The following is a 12887-nucleotide window of genomic DNA, read 5'->3' as shown; positions in this document are numbered from 1 at the left end:
CATGAATGGATATTTGAATTTTTTATCATATCTCGGTGTATCATTGGGTTTACTTATAATCGGTATGGTACTGTTTGCGTTAAGTACGCCAAAGATAAAAGAGTTTCAGTTGATTTCACAAAAGAATGTAGCAGCCGCTATGCTGTTAGGCGGGAAAGTAGTAGGACTTGCGATTGTATTAGGTGCAGCTGCCGAATATTCGATTTCGTTATTGGATATGGCAATTTGGGGTGCAATCGGAATAGTGGCGCAAGTAATTGTATTCTTTGTTGCAGAACTAATAACAATTCGCTTCAGTATTCAAAAGGCGATTGAAGAAGACAATCGTGCAGTTGGGACGATGTTATTATCTCTATCCATAGCGGTTGGCTGGATTGTAGCAAAATGTATATCTTATTAGTCTGAGGAGAGAAAATATTGAAGCGGTTAATTTACTATATAGATAGAGGGAATGGACATTTCGAGCCGTTTTATGAATATACGGAAACTAATGTTGGGGCGGATGAATTTTATGCGCGCCAGCTTTGCTCTTATTTTATTATGCGCGGTACACAGTATGAACTTATATCGAATGAAATGGAAGATGAAATGGAAGTGCTCGTTTTAAAAGAGATCGGGCGCAATTTATCAGGCGAGGATGAGCATAGTTTCCGCGAACGGGGCATTCATATTGAATTCAGAAGCCCGAACGAACGTGAAAATTACCGTTTGTTCACACGTATTCCTTGTGATACGCACTTTGAAGTGATCCGCTATTTACTAAAGGATATTGTGGATATTCCCGAAATCGGGCAAATGCTTGTTACTTCTACCGAAATTGATGAAGACCGCGGTGTGTATGTAATTTACGCAACAGAGTTGAAAGTGGGCTGAAAAATTTCATGACTAACAGCGAGCGACAACAGTTTTATTCGAATATAGAACATTTTTGGGCAGATTTATATAATGAAGAATACGCACTTTACGATCTATATGAAGTGAAAGAGGTAGAAGTTAAAAAAATTCGGTTGGCGACGGAATGTGTTGGGAAAATCTTTTTTAAGGTGGCTCACTTGTTGCGAAATATTCCGGATGAGGCATTGCTTGAAATGGGCTACCCAAAAGAAACATTGCATTTTCTCCGTTTGAAAACCCTGGATGCTGAAAGTGTCATTGCGCGCTTTGATTTTATTCCGCATGAAGGCAGCTATAAGTGCATCGAAATGAATGCTGATACGCCAACATTTATTAAGGAATTGTTTGTTGTTAATGAGCAAGTATGCAATGCGTTTGGCATGGATAATCCGAATGCGGAAATGGAACCATTATTAAAAAGCACAATCCGGAAAAGTGTAGCTCAAAGCATATTTTCCCCTAATGCCCATATCGTTTTCACCGCACATGATCAAAATATTGAAGACTATTATACAACGCTTTACTTAATGCAATTTGTACCTCACGCGAAATTTACGCCACTGTCACAACTACAAATTCAAAGAGGTGTTGGGTTGTTTGACGAGAACGGAAAGCGGGTTGACCTGCTTTATCGTCCTACTTTCCCGATTGAAAATCTCCTAATGGACGAAGATGATGCACAGAACAAAATCGGATTGTGGCTATTAGAGCTTGTTGAGCAAAACCAGTTGACTATACTTAATCCGCCGTCCGCTTTTTTACTGCAAAATAAGGCGGTGCAGGCTGTCATTTGGGGATTACATGAGGAACGAAATGCCTTTTTTACAGAGGATGAGCATAAGTGGATTGCTGAATACTTTCTGCCGACCTATTTGGAAGAACAACCTTTTATTGAAAAAGAGATACGCTATGTAAAGAAACCGGTTTTTGGACGTGAGGGGGATACGGTAGAAATATACGACGCAGGTGGGCAGCTCCTAAAAGAGGATAAACAAAAATCGTATCTTCAATATCCGAAAGTTTATCAGCAATATATTGAGCAGCCAAAAACAACGTTCCAAAGTGAAAAGGGTACACAAACAGGAGAACTATTAGTCGGCAGCTTTCTAATAAGTGGAAAGCCTGCAGCGAACGGTTTACGGGTTGGCGGGATGATTACAAATAATCTATCTTATTATTTGCCAATTGGAATGAAAAAAAGGTAATTTTCTAACAGAGTTAGTTAATAGAACTGTTCAAGGGGCGGTATTTGCCAAGAGATGCGATTAGGAATGGGGCCATTAGACAATATACACGTTAAAAGCTTAGCGGAATTTTGCTAAGCTTTTTCTTTTTTAAAGAGAGGAGGGAGAATGCTTCTGATTTATCGAAGAGGTGAAAGCATGTCCTTTTTTATGTGAAAAATCTTTATATAGCAGAAGATATCATACATATTTAAATTACATGGAATCCTCGGTATTTATCTCTAACAAATTCTTTACTGCAACTTTTAGTTGTAAAGATTCTAAAAAATTTACAATATCCGTTTTAGAATAAGGGTTTTCGTAAAAATCATCATGGATGTCGTATGTTTGAACAATTATTGTATACTTTTCTTGATTCACTACGATTTCTGAAACAGCGATGATGTATTTATTATCACCACTAGAAGTTTCAGATTCGGGAATGAGTTTCCAGTTACCCGATTTTTCTATTACCTTATGGTTGTCTTCAAGTTTAACTTGCCCTTTAAAAATTTGTGTGAAGTAAGAATTTTGTTGGCTATTAAAACTTAAGGCTAAGGTAATATCGATTGATTCCCCGCTATTTGACCAGTAATTATAACTTGCTTTTGTAAGTCTATACTTTTCCGGAGCATTAATTACGGCTAATTGTAATTTGTCTGTGATTTCATTTGGTAACATTTGCCTACTTCTTTTAAATGCATTTCCATTAACACGTTGATCTAAAGAAGCTTTTATTTCCTTATTGTCATTTGTTTCCTTTTCTTCTACTGCAATATAATCGGCTGGGGTATTACTATTAAAGTTTGTAGTTTTAAATAGCGGTACACTTAGAATAGAAATTAAAATAATGGCTGCAGCCAAAACGGTATAATAAACTCCATGAAAGCTTTTAGTTGAGCTTTTATTTACTGTCTTACTGCGAATTTGCTGACTTTCTTCGCGAGAAAAGTGTACGTGTTTATCTAAGTATCCCTGAATCTCTTCTTTCACCTGTTTATCGAAGTTGTCCACTAGTATGACTCCTTTCCAATTTGTTTTGTAGCATTTTCTTTCCGCGAAGTAATCTTGATTTAATCGTATTAATATTTATGTTGAGGATTTCACTTATTTCAGTCATCGTCAATTCCTGATAATAATAAAGGATGAGCACCTCTTTATATTTAGCTGGTAGCTTGGCTATTTGTTCTATCATAGTTTTAGAATTCTGTTCATACATAAATTGTTCTTCTGCAGAGGGTACAGTATAAACCGTTGAAATAATGGGTTTATAAATAAGCTTTTTAATACTCCACCGTTTCTTGTAATCCTTACATTTATTAATCGTAATACGGATTAACCAAGTCTTATAACTGCATTCATGGCGGAAGCTGGGTAACTTTTGATAACAAGAAATAAAGACTTCCTGAATAATATCCTCACACTCAGACAGATCATTTACATATAAGAAAGCGATTCTTTTTAAATCAGTTGCATAGTCCTCCATCAGTTGATTTAGGATTTCATCTGATGAAGCTTCTGAATAATCTGCTTCAAGATCTATCACGCATTGCACCTCCCTTTATTAATTAGACGACTCTCAATTTGGTAATGACTCATAAAATTTTGGGATAAAACTATAAATAATAAAGTTCATCTCTATTAGAATACGTTAGAGTTACTATATAATGGTAGTAAATTACAAATTCACTACGGATAGAGGTGCTAGTAAATGGTGAGAAGAAGAGGTATATATGAGGTGAACGTAATAGGTAAGCCGCTAGTTTGTTTATTTTGCGAAGAAACTAGATTTAGGCACCGGGAAGTCTTTGTGAAATTGACTAATCATGAGCCGGGTGTGCAAAGAAAGAAATTAACACTGCAATCTTTCTCCTGTATTACATGCGCTCATGAAATGAAATTTGAAGAACGAGAACTTAATGGGGTAAGTACGATTGAATATGTTCAGGTGGGTGATTAAATGGTAGATCACTTAGTATCAGAAGAGAGCCGTTTATATATTTTTAAAAAGCCCATCCTTTGTCATATCTGCTCCCACGATATTTTTATCCCTATTGAAACGTTTACAGATGTTGAAAAACCAGGAATTCAAGTTACATTTGTACATAATACAGCCATTTGTCAGCAATGCGGCTTTGTTATACAATTTGGCGATCCGAGTTATTATGATAATGAAAATGACATATACCGCTGGGCACTCGATCAGCAGTTTATCAATGAACAACCAACCCCAGAAGCTCACGAGCCTTTTATAGATGCGGATACAATTGCCAAATATGAACGGTGCATTCATTTATCACTACAAATTTTGATTCAACATGACGAGTCCCCACAGACAATGCTTAATTTATATGACAATGCTGAATATTTAGCCATTGCCAACTATTTCGATGCGTCCTATGAGCAAACAAATAGTCAGCTCATAACAAGAGATTGTTTAGGCCTTTTACTGAGGAAGCTGATGGATAAAAATATAGCGGATTCGGATGAATTAATAAAGGTGCTGCAACATGACGATAACATGCATCTTGAATCGTTTTTAAAAGCGTTGATCATGAAGTAAAAAGGAGACACTATGAAGAAAATTATCATTTCTTTATTTATTGGGCTTGTCATTTTGTTCATCTATATTGCCTCCTACCGGGTTTCTGTAACACCTGAAGAAATGGTGGTGCAATATAAGGAACGCTGGGATGTGGAGCTACCAGTTCCAAATGAAATAATCGGCGTTTGGTCTACTAAATATCCCGCACGTGGGGATGGGGAGTGGGTGAATGAATTGCGATATGATCTTGTTGTTAATCCAGAACAACTACGTGATTTTGAAGAAGTAACTGATGAAAATTTAATTGCGGCTAATCGGCTTGTTAATAATTTTATAAATAGAGTTCAAAATATGTATAAAATTCAGCAAGATGAAGCATTCAAAAATGTGATTGCAGCATATACTACCAATTTAAAACCGGGTGATTATTACTTCCATCGATCAGAAAATGGTGATTTCGATACATTTACGGCAATTTATCAGAAAGAGGAAAATCGCATTTTACTCTTTGAATGGCATCAGTAATGGGAGACAAATTGATCAGAAAAATAGCCATCCACTTCATTATTTGTGGATGGCTTTAGTTATGTATATTCATGATGCAGTTATTGCTCCTTGCTTTTGAAATTTTTTACAATGTTATTGATACTCATGGGGTTTCTTACATGGGTGTAGTAATTGCTGGCAGCACCTAAACTTTCAAAAACTACTTTTATTATTTCTACGTTATCCTCCAATCTTATCTCCGAGAATTCATTTTCAGGCTCGTTTAATGAAATAGTCACAGAATATTTTTCCTTATCCAAAATAATAGAAACAAACGATGGATTCTGTTCAATACCGAAGAAAACGTCGATTTCATAATATGGGTTTGTTTCTTGCAGGATGCCAGGATGGAACATTTAATCACCCCCTTTATCAAAATATATAGTAAATAGGAGTGAAAATCTATCAAAAAATTAAAAATTTAGAATATTTTTTCGGAATAGTATAATTTGCATTATTGACCCATCTTTCCCTGATATCATGCTATTTTTGTAGATATACAGATTGTTTAAAATATCTTTCCCTTGGTCATTGATGAAATATCTACTATAATTAGAAATCGATTGGGTAAGGAGTAGGGGTGTTTTTCTAGTGATACAATTACAGCAAATTTCAAAAAAATTTGGTACGTTTGAGGCTGTTCAAAATGTGACGTTAACAATTGAAAATGGGGAAATTCATGGTCTTATTGGTGCGAGTGGAGCTGGGAAATCGACGTTGCTACGTTTGATGAACTTGTTGGAAGTTCCTGATTGTGGTGCTGTTATTATCAATGGCCAGCAGCTGACCGAGTTAAATAGTACACAGCTTCGGGAAGCGAGAAAATCGATTGGGATGATTTTTCAGCATTTTCACTTAGTAGCGAATAAGACCGTCTTCGCTAATGTAGAAATTGCCCTCTCATTAGCGAATTATCCAAAACAATTACGTCAGGCGCGTGTTTTGGAATGTCTGAAATTTGTCGGGCTTGAACAGTTTGCTCAGCAATATCCTGCACAGCTAAGCGGCGGGCAAAAGCAGCGTGTCGCAATAGCGAGGGCGCTTGCAAATGAACCGGCAGTATTGCTTTGCGATGAGCCGACCTCTGCACTCGATACGAATACATCAGCGGAAATCCTGCGTGTACTACAAAAGGTAAATGAAACGCTAGGTGTAACGATTGTGCTCGTTAGTCATGAGCTTGATGTAGTCAAAAGCATCTGCCATCGCGCAACGGTTATGGATGCCGGTCAAATTTATGAAACAGTGGATTTAGTACCGACAGGCATAAAGGAAACGGACCATCACCCCCAAAGCTTTGTTAATCAGCTTGTGAAAGGTGGAGATGGACATGCCTAATGTACTCATCCAATATGAAGCCGAGATATGGCGGGCGGTAAGCGAAACGTTCTTCATGGTAGGCGTATCCATTATCGCGGCTGTACTTATCGGACTGCCAATTGGTACATATTTATTTCTTTGCGGCAAAGGGAAGTTACTAGAAAATCGCATCGTCTACAATATACTGAACTTAGCTGTAAATACAATCCGCTCGTTTCCATTTTTATTGCTCGTCGTATTTTTGATACCTTTTACAAGGCTAATTGTAGGGACTGCAATTGGTACGGTTGCAGCTACAATCCCACTATCGATTATTGCCATCGCCCATTATGCAAGGCTTGTCGAGCAATCATTGCTGGATGTACCAAAAGGTGTGATCGAGGCTGCGGTATCAATGGGAGCATCAGTTAAACGAATTATTTTTAGCTTTCTTTATGTGGAGGCGCGCTCGGGGCTTGTACTTGGTTTAACAACGTCGATTGTCAGCTTTATTTCGTATTCCACAATAATGGGGGTTGTTGGTGGTGGTGGGATTGGTGATTTTGCCATTCGTTACGGCTATCAGCAATTCAAAACAGATTTAATGCTTTACATGATTTTGATTATGATTATTTTGGTACAGCTCATTCAATTGCTTGGAACGACTGTAGCAAGATGGTTGGATAAAAGATAGGAGAATGATTGTGAAAAAAAGATGGTTATTAAGCTTAGCAGCAGCATTTGCATTAGTTGGCTGCACAGGGCAAGAGGAAGCAAAGGACAATAAAGATTCAGGAAATGAAGAAACAACATTAAAGGTCGCATCTTTAATTGCACCAATGACTGAAATTCTAGAGTTGGTTGAGCCGCAATTAGCGAAAGACGGCATCGACTTGGAAGTTGTCGTTTTAGGTGATAATGTACAACCTAACAGTGCACTCGCTGCGAAGGAAGTGGACGCAAACTTCTTCCAGCACGTCCCATACATGGAAGAATTCAATCGGAATAATGGCTCGAATTTAGTGCCAATTCAACCGATTTACTTTGCGAATTACGGTGTCTATGCAAAAAATCATGATTCGATCGATGACTTACCGGATGGTGCGACCGTAGCGATTGCCAATGATATTTCAAATGTTGACCGTTCTTTAATGCTGCTTGCCCAGCATAATGTCATTACATTAAAGGAAAAAACAGATGTGTATTATACGTTAGCGAGTATAGAGGACAATCCGAAAAATCTTCAGTTTAAAGAAGTTGATCTATTAATGCTGGCGCGGATGTATGATGATGCCGATGCAGTTGTCATGACACCAGCCTATGCGGCACCACTTGGTTTAACGCCAAAAAGTGATGCACTGCTGACAGAAGGTGTGGAAAACGACTTCGCGATTACATTAGTAGCTCGTGAGGACAATCAGGACGACAAAGCGATCAAAAAACTTGCTGAAGCAATGACAAGTGATGTAGTACGCGATTTCCTAAAGGAAAACTACAATGAAACGGCTACACCTGCTTTTGAATAGATAAATATATTGAAATGCCGAATCGCAGTCTTAGATGTGCGTTTCGGTTTTTTTCTATGAGAAGAATTAAAGATATTATATAATAAGTGAAATTGTAAAAAAGTGGGTGAAAGAATGTTTCCGACGTTATCAACAGACCGGTTAGTTTTAAGGGAAATTTTCCAGGAGGATGCAGAAGCTATTTATTCTAATTTTTCTGATGACCGCGTAACAAAACTTTATGGAATGAATACTTTTACAAAATTAGAGGAAGCTGAGAATTTAATTAATACTTTTTCTTCAAATTTCACACAAAAAAGAGGCATTCGCTGGGGGATTGAAAGAAAAGATAAAAAAGGTTTAATAGGTACGATCGGTTTCAACTTATGGTCACCAGCTCATAAACGAGCTGAAATTGGGTATGAAATGCATCCGGAATTCTGGAGACTTGGCTATACTTCAGAGGCTTTAAAGGAAATAGTTAATTACGGCTTTAATGAATTAGGTTTAACAAGAATGGGCGCCGTTGTCTTTATCGAAAATGATGCATCGATTCAATTATTGCTGAAAAATGGTTTTGAAAAAGAAGGTATTTTAAAAAAATATATATATCAAAATAATATAGCTTACGATGTAAATATGTTTTCAATAGTTAAATAGATGCAGAGAGTAGGGGTACAATGAAAACTTTTGGTAAACGAAATGATGATTTAAATTATTGTAAAAGAACGGGAGCTTATGCTGTTATTCAAAATGAAAAAGGGCAATTTTTATGTGCGGAAGAAGTGAATGGGTATTTGTTTCTGGCAGGTGGAGGTATTGAGGCTGGTGAAACTTCAGAGCAGGCACTGTTAAGAGAGTGTATAGAGGAAACAGGCTATAAAGTCGAAATTGTAAAATATATAGGGGAGGCCGAAAGACATTGGGTTTCAACAAAATATCCAAAGGACTCTCAGCATAATATCGGCATATTGTATGCTTGTGAACTATTGGAAAAGGTTGCGGAACCTGTTGAAATTGAACCGGTGCGCTGGGTATTTTTTAACGAACTGGAGGAGCGCCTTTTCCATGAACATCATTTATACTTAGTGAAACAGTATTTAAATAGTTTGTAATGGATAAGTGCTTGGAAACCGTCTTCTCTTTTACTTACATAGCACATAATGAAGTGCCAAAGCCGGTAATATTAGCGCTTCGGCATTTTCAATTAAGGCATCCACCCGCCTCCAATCCCATTATTCTCGGCGAACGTATACAGCTGTTCAAGCTTAGCTGCATTGTAATGATTCAAGTTGTCTTTTAAAATTTCTTGATTAAGTAATGCCTCGTTTCTTTCGATTAAGCTATTAAGATATTGAGGAGCGGCCAATTTATCGCTTTTTCGTGTATTACATGTGGGGCAAGCGAGAACAAAGTTCCAGAGCAAATCATTTTGGAAATAGCTCCAAGGAATAAAGTGATCGACATGTGTTTTCGAGTGCAGTGTTTTATTACAATAAAAGCAAGCCGTCACACCTGCTTGTTGCAATAAACGTTCAAAAGCCTTTAATGACTGGCGTTCTGTAATGAATTCAACTTTCGTCAATAAACTTTGTACTTTTTCGAGTTCGTTAAATTTTTCAAGGAATAGAGCCAATTGATAATTTGTCACATTCGTTAAAATGCGTTTATACGTTTGTAGAAATAATAAATATTTAGGGTGAAGCTGTAAATATTCCCGCTTTAAATCAAACGTATAGATCTCTCCGTTAAAGTCTCCGTAGAGTGCACCAATGACATATTTTTTCCCTACTTGCTTCACTTTTTGAATGAGCTCAATTTTCTGTGTATCTGTCAGCTTTTCAAAATTCCAATGGGGTGGTATAGCATTTTGTTGGGCAAATTTATCGATTTCTTTTTGAACACTAGATGGCTGGGTACGAGTATTGGATTGCCAAAGACCATGATCAATGACAAGATTCCAATAAATTTTCGTAAACGAATAAAAAATTGAGTCATAGGAAATTTCATTATGTTCATTGGCAGTTATACACGCCTCTAATAAAGCTTTAAAAAATCCATACTTATAGGTTGTTGTCGTTTTCCCATGATAAAAGAAATGGTGAAGTGTATTCCAGGCTTCCTGGTCGGTTACATAAGTTTTCTTCATTTCTGCGACTTGTAGTTTCCAGGACATGACTTCACCTCACTAATTTAATATATGGGGTTATTATACAATAAAGGTGATAATTTTATATAAAAAAACCCATCTTAGAGTTTAAGGCTCAGATGGGTTACTGTTAGCAGTTAGAAAATCTTCTTTGTATCACGATCATCTTTTAGAATTTCTACAGCCTCTCTAAATCGCAGCGAATGGACAATTTCGCGTTCTCTTAAAAAAATTAAACTATCATTTAAGTCACGGTCATCCGACATATCAATGATCCACTGGTACGTAGCGCGGGCTTTTTCTTCTGCAGCGATATCTTCATACAAATCGGCAATCGGATCTCCCTTTGCCTGGATATAGGAAGCGGTAAAAGGTACTCCGGCAGCATTTTGATAGAATAGGGCTTTGTCATGATTGACGTAATGGTCAGCTAGACCTGCTTCTTTCATTTGTTCAGGAGTAGCATCTTTTGTGAGCTTGTAAATCATCGTTGCGATCATCTCAAGGTGAGAAAATTCTTCTGTGGCAATATCTGTCAAAAGACCGACTACTTTATCTGGAAGTGTATAGCGTTGATTCATATACCGGAGTGCGGCAGCTAACTCCCCATCAGCTCCCCCATACTGTTCGATTAAATACTTTGCAAGCGTTGGATTACACGTACTAACCTTTACCGGGTATTGCAATTTCTTTTCATAATACCACACACATCTTCCTCCTAATAAAAGTAGCTTTTAAACTTGCCAAGGCCATGGGGTATCCACCCAGTTAAATGGATAATTGGAATAACTTCTGCCAAAATTCATTAAAGGACCAAATTTTTGCTCAAATTGGATTTTTAATTTCATACTTTGTTCCGTGAAGTCATTAAACTGCTGAATTATTTCAAAATCATCAGGGTGGGTGTCTAAATAAAGGTTTAACTCAACAATGACAAAATCAATTGCCTGAATTTCCTCCAGAAGGGTATAAAATTCAGGGGGCATTTGTTTGCTCACGATGATTCATTCCTTTTTTCAGGATTAGGATATGGACTAAATAGCTGAGGCCATAGGGTACCATGCATTAAAGCTTCTTTAGCTGTTTGAAATTGGGGTAATCCACTAGGTTGAAATCCGATGTAAAGTTGTGGGGGAGTAGAATAGCTTTTCACTTCAATAGGTTTGCACGGGTCGTTCGGGCTAATATACGGTTTCCAGTATTTATATTGTGTAAACACAAAACGCTCCTCTCAGGGTAGTGTGTATCATTTAAGTGTATGTTAAGAAATAAAAATAATGAATCCCGTGCTTGTTTAATCATGTATTTTCAGGGAGAATGGTGTAATTTTATGGTTATTCATGGAATTTTATAAGATGAAGCAAGTTAGAAGTGCGCACAAATCACCTATAAAGCAATTTGTGCTTTGTGTAGCCTAGGTGTGAGCTGAATTTTATATAACGCGTGTCAGGGAAAACATTGACTGTGGTAACGCTATTCTGATTTTATAATTAAATTATGCCAAATCGAACACCAATTTTTGTTTTGTATTCGATTTAAATAAATAGTATGTAGATTGGAGTTTCGGTTAAATGGAGGGGTAGGTCTAACTATGCCTTCAAATAAATCGCCCAATCCATAAGGAGCCATAATCTCTATCTTCTCATTATTTAGACGGACAGCAATTGCTGTAGGTGTTTCAGGAAAATGGGCTACACCATCAAATGAAGATAAATAAGGAGAGACTTTATTTTTAATATGCATTCTTGCTTGGTTTTTTACCGACCAAGGTTGAGTGGGCATTATATGTTGCAACTTGGATTCCAAGAACTTTTCCGTCTCTGTTGAACGATCGGATTTATCAAAATAAATGACGTCAATATCGTTTATTTCTGTTTGTAAGTTATGTAAATAATCCCAAACCTTATTTCGAATAACGCCAGCTGCAACCCAGCAATCGTTTAATTGTAAGGCCTGTACGTTTTTTAAAATTGACATAAATACATCGTCCGATTTTATGATTTTAGTCAGCTCTAATTCATAATTCAAAAAGGTTATCTCCTTTGGTTAGTATCAATCGTATTTCCATTTTCAACTTTACCTAGACGTTCATTCAATTCATCTATTTGTTTTTGTAAATTAAGTATTTCTTGTTTTTCACCGCTGAATCGTTCCTCTGCTCGATTCGCGTTTTTCTTAAACGATTTATATAAGAAAGTAACAAAAATAAAAGAAAGCGCCATAGCCCCCAACATAAGGAGTGTTGCCAATATATCTCCTATATTTAGAACAGTTGCTCCGCTGGATGTGCTGTTAGTCATAAGTTTATTCCTCCGTATTATTTATTTGAGGATTTTAACATACTTTAATCTTTATCTGATTGCTTCTGCAATTCGCGTTCGATTTCCTCATCACTTACTACTTCTGTATTTTTAGCTTCTATTTCATCGGGAAACTTATTTTTAGCTAATTGACCAATATACGAATAATTGATTCCATGTTTTACTGCAAGAAATATAACGATATAAAGCAAAAACAAGAAAAAGATTGTTCCCATTAAATTATTCCCCCCATCCTTCATGTATCTAATTACTGATCTCAAATTTTACCATTAAATCATCTGAATTAATATCGGTATTCCAAAAATACGAGAAGATAGAGTTACTTCATGTTAAAAACACATAGGGATTTAATTGTATAAAAATTACATTTTTGTTATGTTTTATAATGGATCGTTCGTTGAACAG

The 12887-nt window shown here is 36.7% G+C and carries 20 protein-coding genes; 10 read left to right on the top strand and 10 right to left on the bottom strand.

Going from position 1 to position 12887, the window contains the following annotated elements; genetic code table 11:
* Position 1: 1 nt before the first annotated feature.
* The 3 genes from NYE67_RS11840 to NYE67_RS11830 are packed head-to-tail and all read left to right on the top strand — an operon-like array spanning position 2 to position 2099.
* Positions 2-400, top strand: coding sequence for a DUF350 domain-containing protein (locus NYE67_RS11840; protein WP_191699936.1), 399 nt, complete (start codon positions 2-4; stop codon positions 398-400).
* 17 nt (positions 401-417) lie between these two features.
* Positions 418-873 (top strand): RNA helicase, encoded by a 456-nt coding sequence (locus tag NYE67_RS11835; RefSeq protein WP_340730175.1) that lies wholly within the window; start codon positions 418-420, stop codon positions 871-873.
* A gap of 8 nt (positions 874-881) precedes the next feature.
* Positions 882-2099: a glutathionylspermidine synthase family protein gene (locus NYE67_RS11830; RefSeq protein WP_340730174.1), complete on the top strand. Its 1218-nt coding sequence runs from the start codon at positions 882-884 to the stop codon at positions 2097-2099.
* Positions 2100-2333: 234 nt separating this feature from the next.
* On the opposite strand, the gene NYE67_RS11825 is transcribed toward NYE67_RS11830, so the two are convergent.
* Together NYE67_RS11825 and NYE67_RS11820 are read right to left on the bottom strand one after the other, a co-directional pair.
* Positions 2334-3131, bottom strand: a complete 798-nt coding sequence (locus NYE67_RS11825) for a hypothetical protein (protein ID WP_340728292.1) — start codon at positions 3129-3131, stop codon at positions 2334-2336.
* Entirely contained in the window at positions 3115-3663 is a 549-nt protein-coding gene (locus tag NYE67_RS11820) for a sigma-70 family RNA polymerase sigma factor (RefSeq protein WP_340728291.1), read from the bottom strand. The genes NYE67_RS11825 and NYE67_RS11820 overlap by 17 nt, the downstream gene beginning before the upstream one ends.
* A 414-nt stretch (positions 3664-4077) precedes the next feature.
* On the opposite strand from NYE67_RS11820, the gene NYE67_RS11815 reads away from it, so the two are divergent.
* Together NYE67_RS11815 and NYE67_RS11810 are read left to right on the top strand one after the other, a co-directional pair.
* Positions 4078-4680 (top strand): hypothetical protein, encoded by a 603-nt coding sequence (locus tag NYE67_RS11815; RefSeq protein WP_191699930.1) that lies wholly within the window; start codon positions 4078-4080, stop codon positions 4678-4680.
* 12 nt (positions 4681-4692) lie between these two features.
* Positions 4693-5187 carry a hypothetical protein gene (locus tag NYE67_RS11810; protein WP_225231232.1) on the top strand — a complete coding sequence of 165 codons (495 nt, stop codon included), beginning with the start codon at positions 4693-4695 and terminating at the stop codon, positions 5185-5187.
* An 80-nt stretch (positions 5188-5267) separates the two neighbouring features.
* Here NYE67_RS11810 and NYE67_RS11805 read toward each other — a convergent pair whose 3' ends face one another.
* Positions 5268-5564: a hypothetical protein gene (locus NYE67_RS11805; RefSeq protein WP_191699929.1), complete on the bottom strand. Its 297-nt coding sequence runs from the start codon at positions 5562-5564 to the stop codon at positions 5268-5270.
* Between the two features lie 235 nt (positions 5565-5799).
* On the opposite strand from NYE67_RS11805, the gene NYE67_RS11800 reads away from it, so the two are divergent.
* The 5 genes from NYE67_RS11800 (at position 5800) to NYE67_RS11780 (ending at position 9127) form a co-directional block, all read left to right on the top strand.
* Positions 5800-6546, top strand: coding sequence for a methionine ABC transporter ATP-binding protein (locus tag NYE67_RS11800; protein ID WP_191699928.1), 747 nt, complete (start codon positions 5800-5802; stop codon positions 6544-6546).
* On the top strand, positions 6539-7201 hold the full coding sequence (locus NYE67_RS11795; RefSeq protein ID WP_191699927.1) for a methionine ABC transporter permease: 663 nt from the start codon (positions 6539-6541) through the stop codon (positions 7199-7201). The genes NYE67_RS11800 and NYE67_RS11795 overlap by 8 nt, the downstream gene beginning before the upstream one ends.
* 10 nt (positions 7202-7211) lie before the next feature.
* Positions 7212-8033, top strand: a complete 822-nt coding sequence (locus tag NYE67_RS11790) for a MetQ/NlpA family ABC transporter substrate-binding protein (RefSeq protein WP_318245198.1) — start codon at positions 7212-7214, stop codon at positions 8031-8033.
* A gap of 114 nt (positions 8034-8147) precedes the next feature.
* On the top strand, positions 8148-8672 hold the full coding sequence (locus NYE67_RS11785; RefSeq protein WP_340728289.1) for a GNAT family N-acetyltransferase: 525 nt from the start codon (positions 8148-8150) through the stop codon (positions 8670-8672).
* 20 nt (positions 8673-8692) lie between these two features.
* Positions 8693-9127 (top strand): NUDIX domain-containing protein, encoded by a 435-nt coding sequence (locus NYE67_RS11780; protein WP_340730173.1) that lies wholly within the window; start codon positions 8693-8695, stop codon positions 9125-9127.
* A 92-nt stretch (positions 9128-9219) separates the two neighbouring features.
* On the opposite strand, the gene NYE67_RS11775 is transcribed toward NYE67_RS11780, so the two are convergent.
* From NYE67_RS11775 to NYE67_RS11745, 7 genes are all read right to left on the bottom strand, one after another.
* Complete coding sequence (locus NYE67_RS11775) at positions 9220-10188, bottom strand: HNH endonuclease (RefSeq protein ID WP_340728288.1); 969 nt, start codon at positions 10186-10188, stop codon at positions 9220-9222.
* Between the two features lie 110 nt (positions 10189-10298).
* Positions 10299-10868 (bottom strand): manganese catalase family protein, encoded by a 570-nt coding sequence (locus NYE67_RS11770; protein WP_191699923.1) that lies wholly within the window; start codon positions 10866-10868, stop codon positions 10299-10301.
* A 27-nt stretch (positions 10869-10895) separates the two neighbouring features.
* Positions 10896-11159, bottom strand: coding sequence for a spore coat protein CotJB (locus tag NYE67_RS11765; protein WP_318245196.1), 264 nt, complete (start codon positions 11157-11159; stop codon positions 10896-10898).
* Positions 11156-11380, bottom strand: coding sequence for a spore coat associated protein CotJA (locus NYE67_RS11760; protein ID WP_340728287.1), 225 nt, complete (start codon positions 11378-11380; stop codon positions 11156-11158). The genes NYE67_RS11765 and NYE67_RS11760 overlap by 4 nt, the downstream gene beginning before the upstream one ends.
* A gap of 254 nt (positions 11381-11634) precedes the next feature.
* A complete protein-coding gene (locus NYE67_RS11755) occupies positions 11635-12189 on the bottom strand; it encodes a nucleotidyltransferase family protein (protein ID WP_340730172.1) in 555 nt (184 codons plus the stop codon).
* Between the two features lie 5 nt (positions 12190-12194).
* Positions 12195-12461, bottom strand: a complete 267-nt coding sequence (locus NYE67_RS11750) for a hypothetical protein (RefSeq protein ID WP_340730171.1) — start codon at positions 12459-12461, stop codon at positions 12195-12197.
* 44 nt (positions 12462-12505) lie between these two features.
* On the bottom strand, positions 12506-12697 hold the full coding sequence (locus tag NYE67_RS11745; RefSeq protein ID WP_340730170.1) for a hypothetical protein: 192 nt from the start codon (positions 12695-12697) through the stop codon (positions 12506-12508).
* Between the last annotated feature and the right edge of the window lie 190 nt (positions 12698-12887).

Origin of the sequence: Solibacillus sp. FSL W8-0474 (genome assembly GCF_038004065.1) — a bacterium.
In the GTDB taxonomy this organism is placed as follows: Bacteria; Bacillota; Bacilli; order Bacillales_A; family Planococcaceae; genus Solibacillus; species Solibacillus faecavium.
Note: the sequence above shows the minus strand (reverse complement) of the source record. Positions and strands in the feature narration are given on the sequence as shown.

Excerpts from the sequence above, each read along its gene's own strand:
- NYE67_RS11840 (WP_191699936.1), top strand. The coding sequence starts at position 2 with ATGAATGGATATTTGAATTTTTTATCATATCTCGGTGTATCATTGGGT.
- NYE67_RS11830 (WP_340730174.1), top strand. The coding sequence starts at position 882 with ATGACTAACAGCGAGCGACAACAGTTTTATTCGAATATAGAACATTTT.
- NYE67_RS11815 (WP_191699930.1), top strand. The coding sequence starts at position 4,078 with ATGGTAGATCACTTAGTATCAGAAGAGAGCCGTTTATATATTTTTAAA.
- NYE67_RS11810 (WP_225231232.1), top strand. The coding sequence starts at position 4,693 with ATGAAGAAAATTATCATTTCTTTATTTATTGGGCTTGTCATTTTGTTC.
- NYE67_RS11805 (WP_191699929.1), bottom strand. The coding sequence starts at position 5,564 with ATGTTCCATCCTGGCATCCTGCAAGAAACAAACCCATATTATGAAATC.
- NYE67_RS11795 (WP_191699927.1), top strand. The coding sequence starts at position 6,539 with ATGCCTAATGTACTCATCCAATATGAAGCCGAGATATGGCGGGCGGTA.
- NYE67_RS11785 (WP_340728289.1), top strand. The coding sequence starts at position 8,148 with ATGTTTCCGACGTTATCAACAGACCGGTTAGTTTTAAGGGAAATTTTC.
- NYE67_RS11780 (WP_340730173.1), top strand. The coding sequence starts at position 8,693 with ATGAAAACTTTTGGTAAACGAAATGATGATTTAAATTATTGTAAAAGA.
- NYE67_RS11775 (WP_340728288.1), bottom strand. The coding sequence starts at position 10,188 with ATGTCCTGGAAACTACAAGTCGCAGAAATGAAGAAAACTTATGTAACC.
- NYE67_RS11750 (WP_340730171.1), bottom strand. The coding sequence starts at position 12,461 with ATGACTAACAGCACATCCAGCGGAGCAACTGTTCTAAATATAGGAGAT.
- NYE67_RS11745 (WP_340730170.1), bottom strand. The coding sequence starts at position 12,697 with ATGGGAACAATCTTTTTCTTGTTTTTGCTTTATATCGTTATATTTCTT.